Origin of the sequence: Clostridium niameyense (genome assembly GCF_001243045.1) — a bacterium.
In the GTDB taxonomy this organism is placed as follows: Bacteria; Bacillota; Clostridia; order Clostridiales; family Clostridiaceae; genus Clostridium_F; species Clostridium_F niameyense.
On record NZ_LN849006.1, the window covers coordinates 14,476 to 36,611 of the forward strand.

A 22,136-nucleotide genomic window follows, 5' to 3' on the forward strand; every position below is an offset into this window, starting at 1 on the left:
AATAGTTAAAATATGTTTACTAAATATAAATAATGACATAAAAAAGAGAATATTTAAATAAATTAAGTACATGACCTAATTTTATATTCCCTTCTTATTCTTATATTAATATAAGCTATAAACTTTTTGTGCTATTACAGTCATATCATCCTTTATTCTACCCCTACTAAGCTTTTTAGCTGTTTCCATTATTCCTTCACATATATCTTTTGGATTATTACTTTCAATATTTTTTAAATAATTGACCACCCAATCTACCTTACCAGCTTCATTTGTCTCATAATCTAAGACACCATCACTAACCATCAATACTATATCTCCATTTTTTACTTCTTTTTCTTCCACATCTATATCTACCTTGTCTAATATTCCAATAGGTAAAGTTTTAGAACTTATCACATCTATATCTTTCCCTCTTTTTATAAAACTAGCTACAGCCCCAATTTTCATAAAATCCATTTTTCCATTATATAAATCTACACTAGCTAAATCTACTGTTGAAAACTTTTCACTTTCAGTAAATTTAATATTCATTATAGAGTTTATTGTATTTATAGCTGTAATTTTACTAAATCCAGATTGAACAAATCTTTCTATTAATTCAACAACCACTTTGCTTTCCTGTCCAGCTTGAGGTCCCGAGCCCATTCCATCACTTATTATAGTTATATAATTACCATCTTTTAATTTTCCAAAAGTGTAACTATCTCCATTACATTGTTCCCCATCTTTGCATAATTTACTAACATAAGTAGCTATATGATATTTAGGTGTTTCTTCAAATACTACATTGCAGGTTCCCTCTTGTACATTCATATTACAACCATCATCACTTATACACATAATCTTCCCTGTCACCTTATTTAGTAAAGGTAGTATTTCTTTTACACATTTTTGTTTCCCTCCACAAGCATTCATAGATAATTTTACTATAAGCCTACCTTTTTCATTATTATAACAAAATAAATCCTTATATCTTATGTTATTTTTATTTAAAATTCTCCTTATATTTTTATCCATTATATTACTAAACTTTATACTGCTATTAAACTCCTCCCTTATCTCTCCTATGGATTCTGCCATATTATTTACTCCACTAGCCAAGACCCCTCTATATTCACTTAATCTTTTTTTCCACATTTCATTTATTATAAAATTATTTGCTAATTCTTCTGTATTTTTAATAAGTTGTCCCCTCTTTATACATTTTCTTTCTATCTCATAAGGAACTTCCTTTTTATTTCCCTGGTAATTTTCTATAAGCTCTCCTAAAGCATTATACGTATAATAATTTTCTCTTTTCCAACATATATTGTTCATAGTACAATTGCTACATACTCTGTCAGCTAAGTTTTCTATTAATGCTCCACTTTTATTTTTCATAGCTAATTTATCATTATCAACTAATTTTTCTAATATATCCGACATGCTATATAATACATCAGAGAAATTTTCCAACCTTTTAATTACCAAGTTCTTTATTTTATTTATATAGTTGTCTTGAATATTTTCTTGTTTCTTTTCGTAGTCTAATTCTACTTCCATCTTTTTATAAATTTTATTAGGAATTAAATAGAAAATAACTAAAGCTATGACAGCTTCTTCTATTTTAAATTGATAATTTAAATTAGAATATAATTTTAAAATAGTAAAGGAAATTATATATGCAATTCCTGTAAACCATTTACCCGCTTCTTTAAAAGCCCCGGATATAAGTCCACATAATCCATATACAGAAATAAACATTATCATATCCTTAGATCCTAATCCTACTATAGTTCCCATAGCAACTCCTACTGCTGCTGAGCTTGTGCTTCCTTTTATATACCCTATGATTACAACTAAGGTTAAAGCTATAAGATTTCTTATGGAAATTCCAGCTACATTAACCCCCCAAGTTCCTGAAACTACTAAAGATAATGTTATTGCCATACTTATTATTTCTTCGTTTTCAAATAAATGCATAGTATTTATATCTTGAAATGATAAAATAGAATAATTTATAATAAAATATATAGGAAATAAACAACCTATATTAAAACTTGTTTCTAATATACCCATGGGAACTGAAAATCTTAAAAATATTACCTTATATAGTAATAATTCTACATAAATAAGCGTATACATTATTATTATAGTTTTTTTATTCTTTGTATTTTTAAAAATACCTCTTGCAAGTGGTATAGTTAAAACTATTATTAAATAAATAGCTAAATTCTTTATATTATTATGTAAGGATATATATCCTAATAAAGATCCTATAGACGAAATTGTTAATATTTTTTCAGAATTCTTCTGACTAGCTATAGATAATAGAAATGCTATTCCAAAGGGTGCTATAAAATTTACAAACATTACTCTACTCATTAAAAATGAGGACACAAAAAAAACTGTTATTTTAAAAATTAAATTAAAATTAACTTCTCTCTTTTCTTTTTGTTTTTCTATCCTTTTTAATCTTTGGTATGGAAAAATATCAGCTCCGTATTGCATTACATCACCACCTCCGTTAAATTACTATTACATTATATCAAAGGCTACTGGAAATAATTGTCATAAGTTGAAGTGGTTTAAAAGTTTTTTCGGACATTTCTTTCTATTATTTTTTATAATTATTTTTTTTAGACATCAATATAAAAATAATACACTAATGGAACATTTATATATCAATTTTGTTAATATATGGAAATAAGCTTTTTATTTATACATATTATAAACTTTTATGCTAATAAAAATAATACAAATAAAAAAAGACCCATTTCTATGAGTCTTTTAATTACGATTTGGTTGCGGGGGCAGGACTTGAACCTACGACCTTCGGGTTATGAGCCCGACGAGCTACCAGCTGCTCCACCCCGCGACATTGGTGCTGAAGACCGGAATCGAACCGGTACGGGCTTTAAGGGCCCGCAGGATTTTAAGTCCTGTGCGTCTGCCAGTTCCGCCACTCCAGCACATTAAAAATTATTTTAAAATAATGGTAGCGGAAATAGGACTTGAACCTACGACACTTCGGGTATGAACCGAATGCTCTAGCCAGCTGAGCTATTCCGCCACATTTGGTTGCGGGGGCAGGACTTGAACCTACGACCTTCGGGTTATGAGCCCGACGAGCTACCAGCTGCTCCACCCCGCGATATTGGTGCTGAAGACCGGAATCGAACCGGTACGGGCTTTAAGGGCCCGCAGGATTTTAAGTCCTGTGCGTCTGCCAGTTCCGCCACTCCAGCACGTTTTGTGCTCTTGCCTTACGACATGATTAATTATATATTATAATATAGAACATGTCAACACTTTTTTTAAACTTTTTTATATATTTTTTAAAATAGATAAAAAGACCACCTTTGTGATCTTTCATCCATTAACCATCTATGATGTTATGCTCTCTTATGTCCTCTACCTTTTGAGTCTTGATGCTTTTTCAAATCTTGAAATCTTTCCTCACTATCTTTTAAGAATTTAGATAGTCTATCTTCAAAATTTCCTTCGCTTTTTTTACTTTTTTCTTTAGTCCAATCTATTTCTATTGGCTTTGAGGATTTTCTTACTGGTTCTGCTTGCTTAATTGATAAACTTATTTTCCCCTTATCATCTATTGAAATAACTTTCACCTTAACTTTGTCATTCTCTTTTAAATACTGTCTAATATCTTTTACATAACTATTTGAAACCTCTGATATGTGAACTAAACCAGTTTTTCCTTCAACCTCCACAAAAGCTCCAAAATTCGTAATATTAACTACTGTACCTTCAAGTATACTACCTGTCTTTAAAGTCATATTAACAAGACTCCTCCTTAATAAATAATATAAATATATTGAAAAATTTAAATTAAAAACATAACTAATTACTATTGTTTATTACAGGAGTCTCGCCCCTTTTTATAAGTCTTAATCTTTCTCTAGCCAACTTCTCTATGTAATCATTGGATTTAGATAATTTGACTTCATCCTGTAATCTCTCGTGTTTATCCTTAGCCTTATCTAACTCTATTCTTTTTTCGTTCATTTGTCTTTTTATATTATACATAGTAAATTGTTGACTTACAAATATATAACATACATAGGCTAGTAATAAAATTAATATAATTTTCTTAGTTTTAAATTTATTTTTCATTAATATAGTTCATTCTCCTTTTATGGATTATATCCTATAGTTATATTTTATTATATTTAAAATTTTCTTCAAGCTATTTTTTAAAATATATCAATTTTTATAATACTTTATTTGTTTATTTTATACAATATTGACTTTATGGGATAAATTATAATATTTATCGTTACCCTAAAAAACTTACTTGTATATTTTATAATGTTTTTTATTATATTTATTATATGCTTGCTTATATAAATTAAATAAACATATATACCTATAGCAATCCATAAATATACATAAGCCCCTATAAAAGCATAGTTATTATACAATAAAAATAAAAATACTAATATTCCTGCTAAACACCAAAATAATATATCCTCTATAACTTTAACTATAAAGTTTACATTTTGACTTCCTCTTATTACTCTATAGACATCAAAGAAAACTCCTGTTAGTATTCCTGATATAAAACTAAAGATTAATAAACCTACTTGTTTGCTTATAGATATTACCATAATATAAGTTACCTCTATTTAAACAATTTTGATATAATACTTTGTTTATTTTTCTTTATTTCATTATCTTCATATATGCAAGCTGTTATCACTCCAACTATTATTACATCTCCATTTTGTACATCTAGTTTATTCATCTTTAGATTTTCACCTTTTATATCTAAATTTCCTAAATTAGTATTTAAAATTATTTCTGTATCATTAAAACTTATAACTTCTTTTACTCCACTTAATATTAATTTTTTTCTATTTTCCAAACTTAAATTACTTTTTCTATCTTCATATTTGATATTCTTCTTTTCCATAAATATCCCTCCCAGTTATAAATAATATATGCTAGCATTAAAACTTATATTACTAGGAGAGATTATTAAAAATCAATTTAATTATTAGAAATAATCTCATACATATTGCTTGCTTCTTCTTTTTTAACATGCTCTGCTATATTAGTAATCTTATACTTCATAGATTTATTTGCATAGATGATTTCTAAAATATCTCCTTCTTTTACCTCTATACCAGGTTTAGATATTTTATTATTCACTAATATTCTGCCATTATCACAAGCTTCTTTTGCTACTGTTCTTCTTTTTATTATCCTTGAAACCTTTAAATATTTATCTAAACGCATTGCACTTCCCCCTAACTTCTTTAATAAAACAAAAAACCCAGATTAAAACCTAGGTTTTTTGTAAAAAAACTATTTATTAACTTTTTCCTTTAGTTCTTTTCCTGCCTTAAATACAGGTGCTATTGATTCTGGTATAGTTATTTCTTCTTTAGTTCTAGGATTTCTTCCTATTCTAGCTGCTCTCTTTCTAGTTTCAAAAGTACCAAAACCAACTAATTGAACTTTTTCTCCTCTTTCTAATGCATCTTCAACACTTTCTATAAATGATTTTAAAGCTGCCTCTGCATCTTTCTTAGTTAATTTTGACTTTTCTGCCATACTTGTGATTAATTCGGATTTATTCACTTTTGTTACCTCCTTAATATTAAGTAGTTGCCTACTTAGAATTTTCTACATACTTACTACTAGCATACTAGCATATTCTTCACTTATCAAAAAAATCCTTCTTTAAAGCATATTTTTTTGTTAAGATAAGAAAAATTTATTTTTGTTTCGCCTTTTCCCATAGAGTATCCATTTCTTCTAAAGACATTTCATTTAAATCTAGTCCCATACTTAAAGCAGTACTTTCTATGTATTCAAAGCGATTTATAAATTTATCTATAGTATAATTTAAAGCATTTTCTGGGTCTATGTCAAGGAATCTTGCCACATTTACCACTGAAAATATTAAATCTCCTATTTCTTCTAATATTTTTGCCTCTTTTTCACCTTTGTATACATCCTTTATTTCATAATACTCTTCTACTATTTTATTCATAGCATCTTCTATATTATCCCAATCAAAACCTACCTTTGCTGCCTTCTTTTGAACTTTATATGCTCTCATTAAAGAGGGTAAGTTTTTAGGAACATGTTTAAGTTCATCTGTATAATTTTCTATTCCTTGTTCCCTCTTTTTTATTTTATCCCAATTTTCAATAACCTCTTTTGAATTTTCTGCAATAATATCTCCAAATACATGTGGATGTCTATTAATCATTTTATTACAAATACTGCTTATTACATCTTGTATAGTAAAAAAACCTTCTTCTGATCCTATTTGGCTATGAAACACTATTTGTAAAAGAACATCCCCTAATTCTTCTATTAACATATCTATATCATTTTCGTCTATAGCTTCTAAAACTTCATAACATTCTTCTATTAAGCACTTTTTAATAGAAAAGTGATCTTGTTCTTTATCCCAAGGGCAACCATCTTTACTACGTAACTTTTCTATTATATCTAATAAATCTATAAAATCATAGTTGTTTTTTAAATCCTTTGGTATATAAATCGAAGTTAAATGATCTATATTCTCTTGTCTATCTAAGTCATAAAGAGGTATTTTTTTTATCTCTTCTATACCTTCTATGCCCGCACCCCTAACAAAATATATATCCGTGTCATCTTTATAATACTCCATAAGCTTTAATTTTACCTCTGATGCAATAAACTTATCATAAACTTGTGTAACTATAGTTCCTATCCTTTTATCTAACGTTTTACTTTCAATGTCAAATGAATCAATAATCTTTAATCCTTCTACAGGATCTATGGTTAAACCTTCCATTAATGCATCTACAAAACTTACTGCTGGTATAACTTTAAACTCTATATTTTCCCCTTTACATAAATTTATTAATATACTTACAGACTTCTCTGCTACTAACGGATGTCCTGGCACTGCATATACTATGTTTTCATATTCCTTGCTATTTTTTATTAAAGCTTTGGCTATATTTTCATAAACTTCATCAAAGTTTTCCCCTTTTTCATATTCATTATCAAAAGTATCGTATTTTATTCCTATTTCTTTTAAATAATCTACTGTTGGATGTTTCTCTGTCCTTAAGTAAACCTTTTGTGATTTCTTAATATTCTCTATTGCACCTAAAGTTATAGAGTCTTGAGAACCTGGTCCTAACCCTACAATTTTTATCATGTTTATTCACCCTTACCTTCGCATAAATTTATTTTTTATATACTTATAATCCAATACTCCCATTATAATGATTATAAAAGAATATATGATTATTCCTGCCAATATAGCTATTAAACAAGCTATCCTACTACTTATGGTATAATTATAGGCATAGAAGTAAATAAATTCAACAACTAATATCATTATTATAGAGGCAAAGGCTGGCTTTATAATTACATCATAATAATTTATAGAAACATTTAGCTTTTTCTTCAGACATTTTAAATTTAAAATTCCAGCTACTACATATCCTACAATAGTACCTAATACTGCCCCATATATATTAATATTAGGCATTGGAACTAATATTAAAGTTATAAAGATTTTAAAAACGCATCCTATAGCTAAATTCATCACAGGAGTTATATACTTACCTACACCCTGTAAAATAGCTGTACTAGTTTGAGATAAGACTATAAAAGGAATAACCAAAGATAAATATCTTAATATTTCATAGCCTGCATCCTGACCCGGAAATATCAAATTTAATATAGGTCTTGCCATAAAGCTTAATCCTAAACAAGACGGAATTGCTATTATCATAGATAGCTTAATTGCCAATTCTAATTTTTTTATTATATCTATTTTCCTATTAAGTATGTACGATTCTGCTATTATAGGCACTAATGAAGAGCATAGCGCCACTGATAAGGTTAATGGTACGTTTACCAATGTAAATGCCTTACCTGTTAATTGCCCATATAATATAGTGGATTGCTTATAAGTAAGCCCTGCTTCTAATAATTTTTGTGGCACTAAAGCAGAATCAATAAGACTCATTATAGTTCCTACTGCTGATCCTATTGATATAGGTATAGCTGTATATAATAGCTTAGTCATTATGAGTGAACTTCTTTTAGATTTTGATATATTAAACTCTCTTTTTATATGAAAATATTTAGAAATCAAATATAATCCGCCTAATAGACCCCCAGCTGCAGCACCAATAGCAGCACCCCCAGCAGAATACTCGATTCCCTTAGGCAATAACACATAAGCAAGTCCTACTCCTATAATTACTCGTCCTAATTGTTCAATAATCTGTGACTTTGCTGTATACGTCATATTTTGTAGGCCTTGAAAAAATCCTCTAAATACGCTCATTATAGATATAAAAAAAGGTGCTAAGGATATACCTATTAACGAATAATAAGACTTACTATCCCACTTTAAGAAATATATTATTTTCTTAGAGAAAACTATAAGTATACTACTAAAGCCTAATCCCATTAATGTCATAAATATCATAGCTTCTTTTAGAACTAAAGCTACTCCTTTACTATCTCCTACTGCTTTTCTCTCGGATACCATCTTAGATACCGCTACAGGAATTCCAGATGCTGCTGCTATAAAAAACATATATAACGGATATGACATTTGATAATATCCTACACCTTCATCCCCTATAAGCATTTGGAGTGGCCATCTAAAAAATAGTCCTAAAAATTTCGCAATAATTCCAGCACATCCTAATATAAGTGTACCTTTTATTAAAGATTGTTTTTTCATAATAATACCTCCGGAATCCTACTATAAATATAAGTATTTAGAATCCGAAGGTATTATTACTTTAATTAATATATTTTTATAAATTGTTATTTATTTTAGCATATACTTATATAAATATACACATGTTATTCTTCCATTTGTTTACCTAAGAATGAAGCTGCTGTTTCAATAAGTTTAACATGTAATTCTTCAAATTTTTCATTTTTTTCTGTAGAAACTATTATAACTGAACCTACAGTATCACCTTCAGCTATAATAGGTGCTATAATTTCACAAGAATATTTTCCATCAACATCCTCATCTTGATAAATTGGTATTAACTTATCTTCACTATTTATAGAAATTATTTTTCTATCTTCTATAACCTTTTCTAATTCATAACTTATTTTTTTATCCACATATTCTTTTTTAGAAGCACCACTTACAGATATTATTGTATCCTTATCACTAATAATAACTATATTACCAATGCTTTGATGTAATGAATCTGTGTATCCTTTAGAAAATTCACTTAAATCACCAATTGGTGAATATTTTTTTAATATAACACCTCCTTCTCTATCTGTAAATATTTCAAGAGGATCTCCTTCTCTTATTCTTAGAGTTCTCCTAATTTCCTTTGGAATAACAACTCTTCCCAAGTCGTCTATTCTTCTAACAATTCCTGTTGCTTTCATTACAATATTACCTCCTCTAAGTAAAATTTAAATATATTAGAATTATTATGTATTAATATTATCTTTCCAATTATGAAATTTTATGCACAAATGTTATTTAAATAAAAAAAACTATCCCAAAATGATTTTCACATCATTTTGGGATAGATCTCCATTACATTAAATTCTTTTCATATTTCTTTATCTTAGCTGATTTCTGCCATTTTTCCATTTCCTTTGTAAATGTATCTCTTTGTTTTTGTTGTTTTAATTGTTTCTCAATTTCTCCCTTAACCTTATCAAATGGTTTAACAGGATACTCTTCTTTTTTTACTGCTTTTATTATATGAAATCCAAATTGAGTTTGAACTGGATTAGATACAGATCCTTCTTTTAAAGCTATAGCAGCTCTTAAAAACGTAGGATCTAGATCACTGTAATTCATAAGTCCTAAGTCTCCACCTTTATCTTTTGAACCTGGATCTTGTGAAACCTCCTTAGCTACTTTAGCAAAATCTTCACCGCCATCTATTCTTTGTTTTACCTTTTTAGCTTCATCTTGAGTTTTAACTAATATATGAGATGCCCTTATTTTATTTGGCTTTTCAGTAAACATGTATTGATTTTGGTTATAATAATCCTTTACTTCCCTTTCAGTCACTTTTACATCTTTTGTTACTTCATTTATTACTTTATCCATTATTATTTGTTTCTTAAAGTTTTCTTTTAGTGATTCTTTAGTAAACCCTGTAGATTTTAATGTTTCTTCAAACTTTTTATCATCATTTTTATATATTGATTTTATTTCATTAATTTTTTTATCTGCTTCTTTATTTAATTCATCTTCTTTAGGTTCTATCTTCAATTCTTTAGCTTTCTGTAGTATAATTTTTTCCATTACCATTTCATCTAATATTTTATTTTTTTGTTCTTTTAAAATCCCTTTTCCTTGTTCGTTTTTATCAAAATCTTCACCATATTGCATCTTTATTTGTTGAACTAATTGTTTATATCTAGGATTTTCTTCTAACTCACTTCTTTTTATTTTTTCTCCATTTACTTTAACTACGGGACTTTTCTGTTTAGCTTCTGGTGTTTTTTCTACTAAGCTACATCCTGCAAATGATAATGCAAAAGTTCCAATTAAGACACTTGCCAATATCTTTTTTATATGTTTCACTTTAATTCCTCCACTCCACTATGTTTTATTTTTACAACAATTAAGGTAATTTTATCATATAAGTTATAATACTACAAAACATAAAATTAATCATTATTTTCTACCATGTATTCTAAAAATTCCTTTAAAGTTAAAAATAAGTTTTCTCTCTTTATATCCTTTATTTTATATCCAATAGCTATTTTTTCTTTTAACTTAAATGCCACTTTATTTGAATACTTATCCAATATAGAACTTATAAGTTTTTGACTTAATCTATCTTTATTTTCAAATTGGAAGATAACTTCCTGTCCCCTTTCTTTTATACTTTCTATACCAAGCTTCTTGCCTAAGCTCTTTATATAAGCTACATTTATAAGATTGTATACTGAATTTGGTATATCAGAAAATCTATCTTCTATTTCTTCTTCTACATCCATAAGCTCTTCTTTAGAATCTATGGCAGCTATTTTTTTATATATTTCAATTTTCTGTGTTTCATCTTTTATATAAGTAGATGGAATATACGCGTCTACTTTCAGTTCTACAGAAGTTTCTATAGGTTCCCTCTCTATTTCCCCCTTAACTAATTTAATAGTATCTTGTAGCATTTTACAATAAAGATCATATCCTATTGATGCCATATGACCATGTTGTGCAGATCCCATCATATTACCTGCACCCCTTATTTCTAAATCCTTTAACGCTATTTTAAAACCTGATCCTAGCTCTGTAAAATCTTTTATAGCCTTTAACCTTTTTTCGGCTACCTCTGTAAGAATTTTATCTTTTCTATAAGTTAAATAACAATATGCCATTCTATTAGTTCTACCAACTCTTCCCCTTAATTGATATAACTGGGATAGACCCATTTTATCTGCATCATATATAATCATGGTATTAACATTTTGTATGTCCATACCAGTTTCAATTATAGTAGTAGATATTAATATATCATATTTTTTATCTGTAAAGTCTAGTATAATTCCTTCTAATTGCTTTTCTTTCATTTGACCATGGGCTATAGCTACTTTAGCCTCAGGAATAAGTTTTGATATAGCTGAAGCCATTTCATGTATATGTTCAACTCTATTGTAAACAAAATAAATTTGTCCACCCCTTGAAATTTCCCTTAATATAGAGTCTCTTATAAGCTGATCATTATATTCGACTACATAAGTTTGAACAGGATATCTCTCCTCTGGTGGTGTCTCTATTACACTTATATCTCTAACTCCTACTAAAGACATATGAAGGGTTCTAGGTATTGGTGTTGCACTCAATGTTAAAACATCTACATTCTTTTTTAATTTTTTAATTTTCTCCTTATGAGAAACACCGAATCTTTGCTCCTCATCTATAATTAAAAGCCCTAAATCTTTAAAGTTTATATCTTTTTGCAATATTCTGTGGGTTCCTATTAATATATCAACATTTCCCTCTTTTACTTTTTTAATAGTATCCTTTTGTTGCGCTACTGTTCTAAATCTACTTATAACATCTATTTCTACAGGGAATCCAGAAAACCTCTTTTTAAAATTAGAGTAATGTTGTTGAGCCAATATAGTAGTAGGCACTAAAAAAGCTACTTGCTTTCCATCCATAATACTTTTAAATGCTGCTCTTATAGCAACTTCTGTTTTACCATAACCTACATCTCCACAAAGTAATCTATCCATTACTTTAGTGGTTTCCATATCACTTTTGATATCTTCTACAGCAGAAATCTGATCTGGTGTCTCTTCATAAGGAAATTCATCTTCGAACTGTTTTTGCCATACTGTATCTTTAGAAAATTTATATCCCTTTAGGGTAGATCTTACTGCATATAATTTCACTAGATCTTCTGCCATTTCTTCTATAGATTTTTTAACTTTTCTTTTTGTCTTTGCCCACTCAGAGGTACCTAGTTTATTTATTTTAGGAGTTTTACTTTCACTACCTATATATCTTTGTACTAAATCTAGTTGTTCTACTGGAACATAAAGTTTATCATCAGAATCATAGCTTATTTCTAAGTAATCTTTTTTATGACCTTGAACCTCCAATTGCTTTATACCTTTAAAAACACCTATACCATGATTTGAATGAACTACATAATCACCAGGCTTAAGTTCAGTAAAACTTTTGATTTTTTGTGTACCCTTTTTATCATGTTTACGTTTTTTTCTTTTTTTAAATTGACCAAAAATCTCTTTATCAGATATTAGGCATAACTTTAAATCAGGATATTCAAACCCAGTTATTTGTTCACCAAATGTTACGAATACTTCTCCATCATCTATTTCTCTTATAACATCTTTATAAAAAACCTCTATGCCCATTTCCTGCAAACTTTTTGCAAGTCTCTCTCCTCTACTTCTAGTACCCGATAAAATTACAGTTTTAAATCCTTGTTCTTTTTTTCTTTTTATATCTTCTATTAACATATCAACCTGTCCATGATAACTTTGCAACGTTAGTTGGGAAAAGTTAAACTTGTTTGCTGGTTTAAATTCTTTTATAGAATTTTCTATAGCTTCGACAGTTATTATTCGCTCTTCTTTTAATAAATCAATCAATTCATCTTTATCTATAATAAGCTTTGCTTGTTGTGGAAGTATATCTCCTTTACTTAAAAAATTATTATAATTTTGAATAAACTCTAAATTTACACTATCTAATTTTCCTAAACATCTTTTTATTCCATCTACTATTACTAAATAATCTTTAGTATAATCTAATAAAGTATCTAATCTTTCATAAAAATATGGTATAAAACTATCTATAGCCTCAAATCCCCAATTTTCCTTTAAAGATTCTAACTTTTGTTTTGTATTTTTAGTTATTTTCTCTTTTTGTATTTGATCTTTATCTAATTTACCTAATATAAACTTTAAATCTTTTTTTATATTTTCATATCCTCTATCTATATTTTTCTTTTCTAGTATAACTTCTTTTGCAGGAAATACCTTTATCTTATTAACCTTTTCAATACTCCTTTGTGATTCCACATTAAAATTCCTTATGGAATCAATTTCATCCCCAAAAAATTCTATTCTATAAGGTTCAGAGGATATAGGAGTATATATATCAACAATTCCCCCTCTCGTAGAAAATTCACCTTTATTTTCCACTAATTCTACTCTTTCATAACCACCTTTTACTAGAAGTTCTTGTATTTTATCTATTTTAGCAGTATCTCCTACAGATAAATCAAAAGTATATTTTTTATACAACTCTACAGGAATATAATAAGCACTTAATGACTCTATGCAAGTAACTATTATTTTTTTATCATTATTTAAAATCTCATTTATTACCTTTAGTCTTTCCCATCTTAAGTCTCCTGAAATAGCATATATATCATAAAAAACTATTTCTTTAGAAGGTAAATAATAAACATTAGTAGTGTATAATGATAAATCTTCATATAATTTTCGTGCTTCTATATCACTATTAGTTAGAATTAGTACACTTTTTTCTATAGACTCAAACAAGTTATCTATAAGATAACTTTTTCCTGAATCAGATATTCCATGTATCTCTAAAGGATAATTATTTAAATTAATATTTTTTAATATTTGTTTAAAATTCATATTTTCCGTTAAAGGTGACAATAATCCCTTTAGCCTCATATCAACTACCACCTTATATATCTTCTATTTTTATTCCATTAAATTTATTCATGGCATTTTGCATTCCTTGTGAAATTACGTTAGTTGTTGCATCCACTGCTACATCTATTACTTTATTTATAATTTCTCTTTCCCCATTGGAAAATTTTCCTAATACATAATTTACTACATCTTTATCAGTCTGTCCAATTCCTACTTTAATTCTAAAGAATTCATCGGAACTTAAATTACTAATTATATTTTTTATTCCGTTATGTCCACCAGCACTTCCCTTACTTCTTAGTCTTAATTTTCCTATTTCAATACTCATATCATCATAAATAACTATAATATTTTCCTTGCCCAATTTATAGAAATTAACAGCTTCTATTACACTTTCACCACTTAAGTTCATATATGTACTTGGTTTTAATAGGACAACTTTTTCCTGTCCTATTCTACCTTCTCCATAGATTCCTTTAAATTTTTGCCTATTTAACTGAATATTATACTTATCTGCAATAGCGTCAACCACATCAAATCCTATATTGTGTCTAGTGCTCTCATATTCTTTTCCTATATTCCCCAAACCAACTACTAAGTACATATTTACACTCCTAACTTTTTATTTAATTTTCACTAATTACATTATACTATAATAAATAATAAAGAGACTAAATAGTCTCTTTATTATTTATTATTGTTTTCCTTCATCTCAGAAAGTATTATATTTAATTTTGTATATTTTCTATTTCTTAAAATCTTAGTTTCTACTGCATCTCCAACTTTATGTTTATCTAATATCTCTGCTAAATCTTCAAATTTTTCTACCTTTTTTTTGTCTAACTCTACAATTACATCTGTAGGCTTAACACCTGCAGCTGCTGCTCCAGAACCTGGCACTACCTCTGCTACATATACACCTGATACTCCTGATTCTTCTGAAGAAATTGTTTTACCTGCTATTCCTAAATAGGGCCTAGATACCTTTCCATAGTTCATTAATGATTTTATTATATCTTTTGCTTCATTTATTGATATAGCAAAACCAATACCTTCAGCTTTTTCCTTTAAACTATTAATTCCTATTATTTCTCCTGCTTCGTTACATAGTGCTCCTCCACTATTACCTGGATTTATAGCAGCGTCTGTTTGAATTAATTTATATATTGCTCCACCATATTGTATTTTTCTGTTTACTCCACTTACTATCCCTGCTGTAACTGTACCTGCAAATTCCTCTCCCAAAGGATTACCTATAGCTATGGCCATATCTCCAACCTTAACTTTAGATGAATCCCCAAATTTAGCTACAGGCAAATTTTTAGCATTAACCTTTATTACAGCTAAATCTGATCTTGGATCCTTTCCTACTACAGAAGCATCTAAAACCTTTCCTGTGGATAATTTAATTGTTATTTTTTGCGCTCCATCTATAACGTGATTATTAGTAACAATATAACCATCTGGATCAAAAATTATACCTGACCCTGAACCTTGATCTGCTACTCCAAAATAGCCTTCTGCCTTATTACTAATTCCAACTACCGCCGGTCCAACACTTTCTGCTACTTTTGTAATTGAATTTTTAGGTAATTCTTCCTTTTTATTCTTATCATTATTTTCACTTTGTTCAAACAGGGATTGGTTTGTAGGTCCATAAAAGTTTCGGCTTAATTTTGATTTTATAATATATGATGCAGTAATAGCACCTGATAAAGCCGATATACAAGCAACAACAAGTAAAACAACTATATTTGTAATTATTTTTCTTCTTCTTGATCTTTTAAAATTTATTTCTCCACAATTATTATTTAAGTTGCTTTTTTCAAAATTATTTTCTCTATCTTTATCCATAGGGCACCTCCGTTAGTTAAATTAATTTTATGCTCTTTTCATTGTAAAACTAAAAGTTACTCCCCCTGAAGATTCATTGTCCACCCATATATCTTCTCCAAGCTGAGTTAATATACTTCTCACTATGGATAATCCTAACCCTGTGCTTACTTTAGAAGATCTTGCTTTATCTGCTTTATAAAATCTATCCCATATATGCTTTATATCCTCATCTGGTATTTTAGGTCCATCATTAAAAATAGAAACCAAAATCTTACTACCTTTTATTTTAGTATCTACTTTTATATTTCCCCCTTCATTAGTATATTTTATAGCGTTGTCTAAAAGATTCATTACCACTTGTATGATTCTATCCTTATCAGCTATTACATAAAGTCTATCCCCTTCTAAGCTTACATTGACCTTTAATGACTTATCTTTTACTTTTGTTTCGAATTTTATAACGCTAGTTCTTATTATCTCATTTATATCTAATTTTTCTATTTTTAGCTGTAATTGTCCTGATTCAATACTTGATAAATCTAACAAATCATTTATAAGTCTTGTAAGTCTTTGAACCTCTTCATAGGTAATCTTTAGATAATAATTTTGTTTTTCCTGAGGTATAATTCCATCCAATATTCCACCTATAAATCCCTTTATAGAAGTCATTGGAGATCTTATTTCATGAGACACATTAGAAATAAAGTGTCTTCTATTATTATCTATCTCCTCTATAGAATCCGCCATAGAATTAAAAGATTTTGCTAAAGCTCCTATTTCATCATGGGATTCTATATCTACTCTCTTATCTACTTCCCCTTTTGATATTTTATCTGCTACGTAATTAATTTTTGAAAGTGGTTTAATTATCATTCTTTCAGAAAAATAATAAATAACAATAGATGATATAATAATTGCAAAAATAGCCGAAATCCATATAATATTATATACCTTTTTTAAAGGCTCCCTAATTTCGTCTATGGATGTATGCATTATAATAACACCTCGAAAATTACCTCTATGGAAAATAGGTATTTCAAACGTGTGTACTGGAGTCGAAAATGTATTTGTATATAAACCTTTATTTTCTATATTATTGCCATGTCTAAGTTCTTCTAATTCCTTAGTTAAAACTTGAACTCCTATTAAGTTTTTATGTTTTTTATTAGAAACTGCATATACATATCCATATTTATCTGTAACCCATATATTAGCTGATAGATAATTACTTATATAAGTTATAACTTCATTTACCCTTTGAGAAGATATATTCCCCTCTATATACTGTACTGCAGCATTACCTATAAATTGCGATTCTGTAATAAGCTGATTTTTCCTTTGGTTAAAATAGTATCCCTCAAACCAATAGGATAAAAATGCTGCAATAATTACAAAACTTACAGAAATGATTATAGTAAATGTAGCTACAAGTTTTTGGAATAAACCTCTCTTCATTTATTTCACCTCAAACTTATAACCTACTCCCCAGACTGTCTCTATCTGCCAATTTGGATCACCTTCTAATTTCTCCCTTAATCTTTTTATATGAACATCTACAGTCCTAGAATCACCCGGATAATCATATCCCCATACCTCACATAATAATTGTTCTCTTGTAAAAACTCTATTTTTATTATTCGCAAGATAGTATAAAAGCTCAAATTCCTTTGGAGGCATCTTTATTTCTTCATCTTTATATAAAACTGTATATGAATTAACATCAATTACTAAATCTTCAAATTTTAAAACTTCTCTATTATCATTATCTGCATTATATCTTCTAAGAACAGCTTTTACCCTAGCTAGTAACTCTTTAGGTTCAAATGGTTTTACTATATAATCATCTGCACCTAATTCTAGAGCAAGAACTTTATCAAAAGTATCTCCCTTAGCTGTTAACATTATTACTGGTATCATGCTATCTCTTCTTATCCATTTAAGAACATCTACACCATCTATATGTGGAAGCATTATATCTAATAATATTAAATCTGGTTTATATTCATTAAAACCCTCTTGCGCTGCTTTTCCATCATAACAAATTTTAGTCTCATATCCCGCACTATCTAAATACATTTTTATCACTTCTGCTATATTCTCATCATCATCTACAATAAGAACTTTTCCTATTCTACCATCCATTAAATTTTCCTCCTTCCAATTAATGTAACTAACACTTATAATAATTAATATATATTTAATTTATCATATTATTTTGCTCAAATATAATCAATATTATAAAATTTACAAATAATTAATTATATAATTAAAAAACCTATAGACTAGTCTATAGGTTTTTATATGTAATTTAATATTAATCTTCAAATATCTTACTAACTGACATATCTTCGTATATTCTCTTAATTGCTTCAGCAAAAACAGGTGCTACTGATAATACTTTAAACTTGTCTAGTTTCTTATCTTCAGGTAAATCTATAGTATTTAACATAACTAACTCTTTTATCTTTGAGTCCTCTATTCTTTCAATTGCAGGTCCTGATAAAACAGCATGAGTACAACATGCGTATACTTCTTTAGCTCCCATATCAATTAAAGCATTAGCTCCATTTGTTATAGTTCCTGCTGTATCAATCATATCATCTATCAATATAACTGTTTTATCTTTTATATCTCCAATTATATTCATAACTTCAGATACATTAGCTTTAGGTCTTCTTTTATCAATTATAGCTATCGGAGCATGTAATTTATCAGCAAACTTTCTAGCTCTTGTTACACTTCCTAGGTCAGGTGATACTACTACTACGTCATCTCTATCACCAAATCCTTTTTCTACAAAGTATCTTGCAAGTATTGGTGAACCTAATAAGTGATCCACTGGTATATTAAAATATCCTTGTATTTGTGAAGCATGTAAATCCATTGTTAGAACTCTATCTGCTCCTGCTGCTGTTAAAAGATCTGCTACTAATTTTGCAGTAATTGGATCTCTAGCTTTTGCTTTCCTATCTTGTCTTGCATATCCATAATAAGGAATTACTGCAGTTATTCTGCCTGCAGATGCTCTTTTAAAAGCGTCAATCATTATTAATAATTCCATTAAGTTATCATTAACTGGAGCATTAGTTGATTGAACAATAAATAAATCAGTTCCTCTTACAGTTTCTTTAATATTTACAGCTATTTCACCATCACTAAATGTTGATACTTGAGCATCTCCTACTTCTGCTCCTAGTATATCAGCAATATCTTTTGCTAATTTAGGATGAGAATTACCTGAAAAAATTTTAATATTTTTTCCATGGGTTATCATTATATATAGTCCTCCTTAAAATTTATTTCTTTAATAAACCTCTTCTACATACCCAGCCTTCTTTATTAACCTGTTTTGCTCTTGCAACAGCTAACGATCCTTCTGGAACTTCTTTTGTAATTGTAGAACCAGCTGCAATGTAAGTATTATCATTAACTTTAACAGGTGAAATTAAATTTGTGTTACAACCTATAAAAGAGTTATTACCAATTATAGTCTTTTGTTTCTTTTGTCCATCATAATTTACAACTACAGTTCCACAACCAAAATTACATTCACTACCTACCTCTGCATCACCTATATAAGTAAGATGTGAAACCTTTGTTTTGTCTCCTATAGTTGATTTTTTTATTTCAACAAAGTCACCTATTCTAGCAGACTTTCCTATTACACTTTCTGGTCTTATATACGCAAATGGTCCTACTGTAGTATTCTCACCTACGTAGCTTTCTAATATTACAGAATTCTCAATTTTAACTCCTGATTCTATGATACTATTAAGAATTCTAGAATTAGAATATAACGTACAATTTTCTTTTATTGTTGTTTTACCTTGTATTACATTCCCCGGATATATTATAGTATCATTACCTATTTCTACATCCGAATCTATATATGTACTTTCTGGATCTATAACAGTTACTCCATTTATCATATGCTTATGATTTATTCTATTTCTCATAACTTTTTCAGCTTCACATAATTGCACTCTTGAATTTACTCCCATTATTTCATCAAAAGGTACAACCATGGCACCTACTTTTTTCTTGTTATTTTTCATTATTTCTATAACATCAGTTAAATAATATTCTCCTTGAGAATTATTGTTATTCAGTTGGTTTAAACTTAATAATAATTCTTCTATATCAAAGCAATACATCCCACTGTTTATTTCTTTAACATTTAATTCTTTCTCATTACAATCCTTGTGTTCTACTATTTTTTTTACTTCTCCTGAAGCTTCTCTGATTACTCTTCCATAACCTGTTGGATTATTCACAGTAGATGTTACTAGAGTTGCACTAAAGCAATTTTCTTCATGAAAGCTAAATAATTCTTTTATGGTTTCTTCTGTAATTAAAGGAGCATCTCCTGTAAATACTGCAACTACTCCCTTTTTATCCTTTAAAAAATCTTTAGCACATATAACTGCATGACCTGTTCCTAATTGTTCACTTTGAAATGAGTAAGTTACTTCTCTATCTTTAGTGTTTTCTTTAACTTTATCTGCACTTTTACCTATTACTAAATTTACGTCTTCTATTCCTGCTTTTCTAACATTGTCTATTACGTGGTTAACCATTTCTTTACCACAAACTTTATGTATGACCTTTGGTAGGGAAGATTTCATTCTTTTTCCTTTTCCGGCGGCCAATATTATAGCACAATTATACATTATAGCACCTCTTTATGGTTTTATTATAATATATTTTTTATATTTTTTATTTAAACATCCTATAATATTATATTTTATATAAAAAGTATTTTCAACCTATTAGGTCATATTTACTATAACATAAAAAAATAAAAAGGAGTAAATACTCCTTTTTATTTCATTTATTCATCTTTTTTGTTGTCTAAAGACATTTCTTCATTTTTAACTTTTTCATATTCTTCTAGTATAGCACTTTGAATTTTTTCTCTAGTTTCTGTGTTGATTGGGTGAGCTATGTCCTTAAATTCACCATCTGGTGTTTTTCTACTAGGCATAGCTATAAATAACCCATTTTGTCCTTCTATAACCTTAATATCATGAACTACAAATTCATTATCAAAGGTTACTGAAACTATTGCCTTCATTTTACCTTCTGTAGCAATTTTTCTAACACGTACATCTGTAATTTGCATAATTCCACCTCCAAGATGCTTATGTATATACAATACATATTCTCTATTTTTTATATTTTTCCTCCTTAATTTTCAAAAAAGTATTAATTATTTTGAAAATTACATTATATAAATAAATCAGATGGTTTAACTAATATCTTCCCATCTTCGTCAAAGCCTTTAAATTCAACTAGTGAGACATAGTCCTGTACTAATTTTTTAGGTATACTAGTATTATCTATTAATACTCCAATTCCTAATAATTCACTGTCAAATTCTTTTAAAATATTAATTATACCTAAAGCCGTACCTCCAGCTTTCATAAAATCATCAATAAATACACATTTACTATTTCTTTTAATTGCACCTTTAGATACATACATATTTTGAACTCTTCCACTAGATCCCGAAACATAATTTATGCTTAAAGTAGATCCTTCTGTGAGTTTATTTTCTCTACGGACGACTACTAATTGTACTCCTAAAAGCTTAGCCACTTCAAAAGCCAAAGGTATACCTTTAGTTTCTACTGTTAAAACATAATCTATATTTTCATTTGTAAAAAAAGATGCTAAAACTACTGCTGCTCTTTGTATTATTTGTGGATTACACATAATATCTGTGACATATAAAAAATCTCCTGGTATTATTCTATCCTCTTTTGTTAGATTTATACATAAATCATCTACAAACTTTCTACTTTTTTCTTTTGACATACCGCTTATGTATTTTACACCTCCAGCAGCCCCTGAAATAGTTTCAATCTTACCCATAGATACTTTATTTAATATATCCTTTACTACAAATAGATCTTCACTAATTGTTGATTTTGCCGCATTAAACATTTCAGTAAAATTATTTAAATTTATGACTTTATTAGGATTTTCCATTAATGTTTTCGTAATAATAGCTATCCTTTGATTTCTAGTAAACTTTTGCATAATATCACCTATCTATTTTTAATATAACGAATTATTTTTAATATATTTATCTTATTATTCCCATTTTAAGATAAATAACTAACAATATCAATATGAAAATAAATTTTCCCATAAAATAAGCCTATTAA

At 28.3% G+C, this 22,136-nt stretch carries 20 protein-coding genes and 5 tRNA genes; all 25 read right to left on the bottom strand.

Annotated features, from left to right (window positions below; all coding sequences use genetic code 11):
- Window positions 1–105: 105 nt before the first annotated feature.
- Window positions 106–2,493: a stage II sporulation protein E gene (gene spoIIE / locus BN1711_RS00295; RefSeq protein WP_050606227.1), complete on the bottom strand. Its 2,388-nt coding sequence runs from the start codon at window positions 2,491–2,493 to the stop codon at window positions 106–108.
- Between the two features lie 291 nt (window positions 2,494–2,784).
- Window positions 2,785–2,860: transfer RNA gene (locus tag BN1711_RS00300), tRNA-Met, on the bottom strand.
- Between the two features lie 4 nt (window positions 2,861–2,864).
- Window positions 2,865–2,954, bottom strand: a tRNA-Leu gene (locus BN1711_RS00305).
- Between the two features lie 24 nt (window positions 2,955–2,978).
- Window positions 2,979–3,055: transfer RNA gene (locus BN1711_RS00310), tRNA-Met, on the bottom strand.
- Window positions 3,056–3,060: 5 nt separating this feature from the next.
- Window positions 3,061–3,136: transfer RNA gene (locus BN1711_RS00315), tRNA-Met, on the bottom strand.
- 4 nt (window positions 3,137–3,140) lie between these two features.
- Window positions 3,141–3,230: transfer RNA gene (locus BN1711_RS00320), tRNA-Leu, on the bottom strand.
- A gap of 147 nt (window positions 3,231–3,377) precedes the next feature.
- A complete protein-coding gene (locus BN1711_RS00325; protein WP_050606228.1) occupies window positions 3,378–3,779 on the bottom strand; it encodes a S1 domain-containing RNA-binding protein in 402 nt (133 codons plus the stop codon).
- A gap of 64 nt (window positions 3,780–3,843) precedes the next feature.
- Entirely contained in the window at window positions 3,844–4,116 is a 273-nt protein-coding gene (locus BN1711_RS00330) for an FtsB family cell division protein (protein WP_050606229.1), read from the bottom strand.
- A gap of 107 nt (window positions 4,117–4,223) precedes the next feature.
- On the bottom strand, window positions 4,224–4,610 hold the full coding sequence (yabQ, locus tag BN1711_RS00335; protein WP_050606230.1) for a spore cortex biosynthesis protein YabQ: 387 nt from the start codon (window positions 4,608–4,610) through the stop codon (window positions 4,224–4,226).
- A gap of 14 nt (window positions 4,611–4,624) precedes the next feature.
- Window positions 4,625–4,915 (bottom strand): sporulation protein YabP, encoded by a 291-nt coding sequence (yabP, locus tag BN1711_RS00340; protein ID WP_050606231.1) that lies wholly within the window; start codon window positions 4,913–4,915, stop codon window positions 4,625–4,627.
- A 77-nt stretch (window positions 4,916–4,992) separates the two neighbouring features.
- Window positions 4,993–5,241 carry an RNA-binding S4 domain-containing protein gene (locus tag BN1711_RS00345; protein WP_050606232.1) on the bottom strand — a complete coding sequence of 83 codons (249 nt, stop codon included), beginning with the start codon at window positions 5,239–5,241 and terminating at the stop codon, window positions 4,993–4,995.
- A 69-nt stretch (window positions 5,242–5,310) separates the two neighbouring features.
- Complete coding sequence (locus BN1711_RS00350; protein ID WP_279233049.1) at window positions 5,311–5,604, bottom strand: HU family DNA-binding protein; 294 nt, start codon at window positions 5,602–5,604, stop codon at window positions 5,311–5,313.
- 118 nt (window positions 5,605–5,722) lie between these two features.
- Window positions 5,723–7,168, bottom strand: coding sequence for a bifunctional methyltransferase/pyrophosphohydrolase YabN (gene yabN / locus BN1711_RS00355; RefSeq protein WP_050606234.1), 1,446 nt, complete (start codon window positions 7,166–7,168; stop codon window positions 5,723–5,725).
- A 12-nt stretch (window positions 7,169–7,180) separates the two neighbouring features.
- Window positions 7,181–8,716 carry a putative polysaccharide biosynthesis protein gene (locus BN1711_RS00360; RefSeq protein WP_050606235.1) on the bottom strand — a complete coding sequence of 512 codons (1,536 nt, stop codon included), beginning with the start codon at window positions 8,714–8,716 and terminating at the stop codon, window positions 7,181–7,183.
- Between the two features lie 125 nt (window positions 8,717–8,841).
- Window positions 8,842–9,393, bottom strand: coding sequence for a stage V sporulation protein T (spoVT, locus tag BN1711_RS00365; RefSeq protein ID WP_050606236.1), 552 nt, complete (start codon window positions 9,391–9,393; stop codon window positions 8,842–8,844).
- A 154-nt stretch (window positions 9,394–9,547) separates the two neighbouring features.
- A complete protein-coding gene (locus BN1711_RS00370; RefSeq protein WP_050606237.1) occupies window positions 9,548–10,552 on the bottom strand; it encodes a peptidylprolyl isomerase in 1,005 nt (334 codons plus the stop codon).
- A gap of 86 nt (window positions 10,553–10,638) precedes the next feature.
- Complete coding sequence (gene mfd / locus BN1711_RS00375) at window positions 10,639–14,148, bottom strand: transcription-repair coupling factor (RefSeq protein WP_050606238.1); 3,510 nt, start codon at window positions 14,146–14,148, stop codon at window positions 10,639–10,641.
- Between the two features lie 13 nt (window positions 14,149–14,161).
- On the bottom strand, window positions 14,162–14,734 hold the full coding sequence (gene pth / locus BN1711_RS00380; protein ID WP_050606239.1) for an aminoacyl-tRNA hydrolase: 573 nt from the start codon (window positions 14,732–14,734) through the stop codon (window positions 14,162–14,164).
- 83 nt (window positions 14,735–14,817) lie between these two features.
- Window positions 14,818–15,984: a S1C family serine protease gene (locus BN1711_RS00385; RefSeq protein ID WP_050606240.1), complete on the bottom strand. Its 1,167-nt coding sequence runs from the start codon at window positions 15,982–15,984 to the stop codon at window positions 14,818–14,820.
- Between the two features lie 27 nt (window positions 15,985–16,011).
- The gene (locus tag BN1711_RS00390; protein WP_050606241.1) at window positions 16,012–17,421 is read right to left on the bottom strand and encodes a sensor histidine kinase; all 1,410 of its coding nucleotides are present in this window, start codon (window positions 17,419–17,421) and stop codon (window positions 16,012–16,014) included.
- On the bottom strand, window positions 17,422–18,108 hold the full coding sequence (locus BN1711_RS00395; protein WP_050606242.1) for a response regulator transcription factor: 687 nt from the start codon (window positions 18,106–18,108) through the stop codon (window positions 17,422–17,424). It abuts the gene before it with no gap.
- A gap of 172 nt (window positions 18,109–18,280) precedes the next feature.
- Window positions 18,281–19,240, bottom strand: coding sequence for a ribose-phosphate diphosphokinase (locus tag BN1711_RS00400; protein WP_050606243.1), 960 nt, complete (start codon window positions 19,238–19,240; stop codon window positions 18,281–18,283).
- A 22-nt stretch (window positions 19,241–19,262) separates the two neighbouring features.
- Window positions 19,263–20,636 (bottom strand): bifunctional UDP-N-acetylglucosamine diphosphorylase/glucosamine-1-phosphate N-acetyltransferase GlmU, encoded by a 1,374-nt coding sequence (gene glmU, locus BN1711_RS00405; RefSeq protein ID WP_050606244.1) that lies wholly within the window; start codon window positions 20,634–20,636, stop codon window positions 19,263–19,265.
- A 161-nt stretch (window positions 20,637–20,797) separates the two neighbouring features.
- Complete coding sequence (gene spoVG, locus BN1711_RS00410; protein WP_050606245.1) at window positions 20,798–21,088, bottom strand: septation regulator SpoVG; 291 nt, start codon at window positions 21,086–21,088, stop codon at window positions 20,798–20,800.
- Between the two features lie 104 nt (window positions 21,089–21,192).
- The gene (gene purR / locus BN1711_RS00415; protein WP_050606246.1) at window positions 21,193–22,008 is read right to left on the bottom strand and encodes a pur operon repressor; all 816 of its coding nucleotides are present in this window, start codon (window positions 22,006–22,008) and stop codon (window positions 21,193–21,195) included.
- Between the last annotated feature and the right edge of the window lie 128 nt (window positions 22,009–22,136).

Coding starts and splice junctions, on each gene's coding strand:
- spoVT (WP_050606236.1), bottom strand. CDS start 9,393: ATGAAAGCAACAGGAATTGTTAGAAGAATAGACGACTTGGGAAGAGTT.
- mfd (WP_050606238.1), bottom strand. CDS start 14,148: ATGAGGCTAAAGGGATTATTGTCACCTTTAACGGAAAATATGAATTTT.
- BN1711_RS00345 (WP_050606232.1), bottom strand. CDS start 5,241: ATGCGTTTAGATAAATATTTAAAGGTTTCAAGGATAATAAAAAGAAGA.
- yabQ (WP_050606230.1), bottom strand. CDS start 4,610: ATGGTAATATCTATAAGCAAACAAGTAGGTTTATTAATCTTTAGTTTT.
- BN1711_RS00395 (WP_050606242.1), bottom strand. CDS start 18,108: ATGGATGGTAGAATAGGAAAAGTTCTTATTGTAGATGATGATGAGAAT.
- purR (WP_050606246.1), bottom strand. CDS start 22,008: ATGCAAAAGTTTACTAGAAATCAAAGGATAGCTATTATTACGAAAACA.
- BN1711_RS00360 (WP_050606235.1), bottom strand. CDS start 8,716: ATGAAAAAACAATCTTTAATAAAAGGTACACTTATATTAGGATGTGCT.
- spoIIE (WP_050606227.1), bottom strand. CDS start 2,493: ATGCAATACGGAGCTGATATTTTTCCATACCAAAGATTAAAAAGGATA.
- yabN (WP_050606234.1), bottom strand. CDS start 7,168: ATGATAAAAATTGTAGGGTTAGGACCAGGTTCTCAAGACTCTATAACT.
- BN1711_RS00325 (WP_050606228.1), bottom strand. CDS start 3,779: ATGACTTTAAAGACAGGTAGTATACTTGAAGGTACAGTAGTTAATATT.
- yabP (WP_050606231.1), bottom strand. CDS start 4,915: ATGGAAAAGAAGAATATCAAATATGAAGATAGAAAAAGTAATTTAAGT.
- spoVG (WP_050606245.1), bottom strand. CDS start 21,088: ATGCAAATTACAGATGTACGTGTTAGAAAAATTGCTACAGAAGGTAAA.
- BN1711_RS00330 (WP_050606229.1), bottom strand. CDS start 4,116: ATGAAAAATAAATTTAAAACTAAGAAAATTATATTAATTTTATTACTA.
- BN1711_RS00390 (WP_050606241.1), bottom strand. CDS start 17,421: ATGAAGAGAGGTTTATTCCAAAAACTTGTAGCTACATTTACTATAATC.
- BN1711_RS00400 (WP_050606243.1), bottom strand. CDS start 19,240: ATGATAACCCATGGAAAAAATATTAAAATTTTTTCAGGTAATTCTCAT.
- BN1711_RS00385 (WP_050606240.1), bottom strand. CDS start 15,984: ATGGATAAAGATAGAGAAAATAATTTTGAAAAAAGCAACTTAAATAAT.
- glmU (WP_050606244.1), bottom strand. CDS start 20,636: ATGTATAATTGTGCTATAATATTGGCCGCCGGAAAAGGAAAAAGAATG.
- pth (WP_050606239.1), bottom strand. CDS start 14,734: ATGTACTTAGTAGTTGGTTTGGGGAATATAGGAAAAGAATATGAGAGC.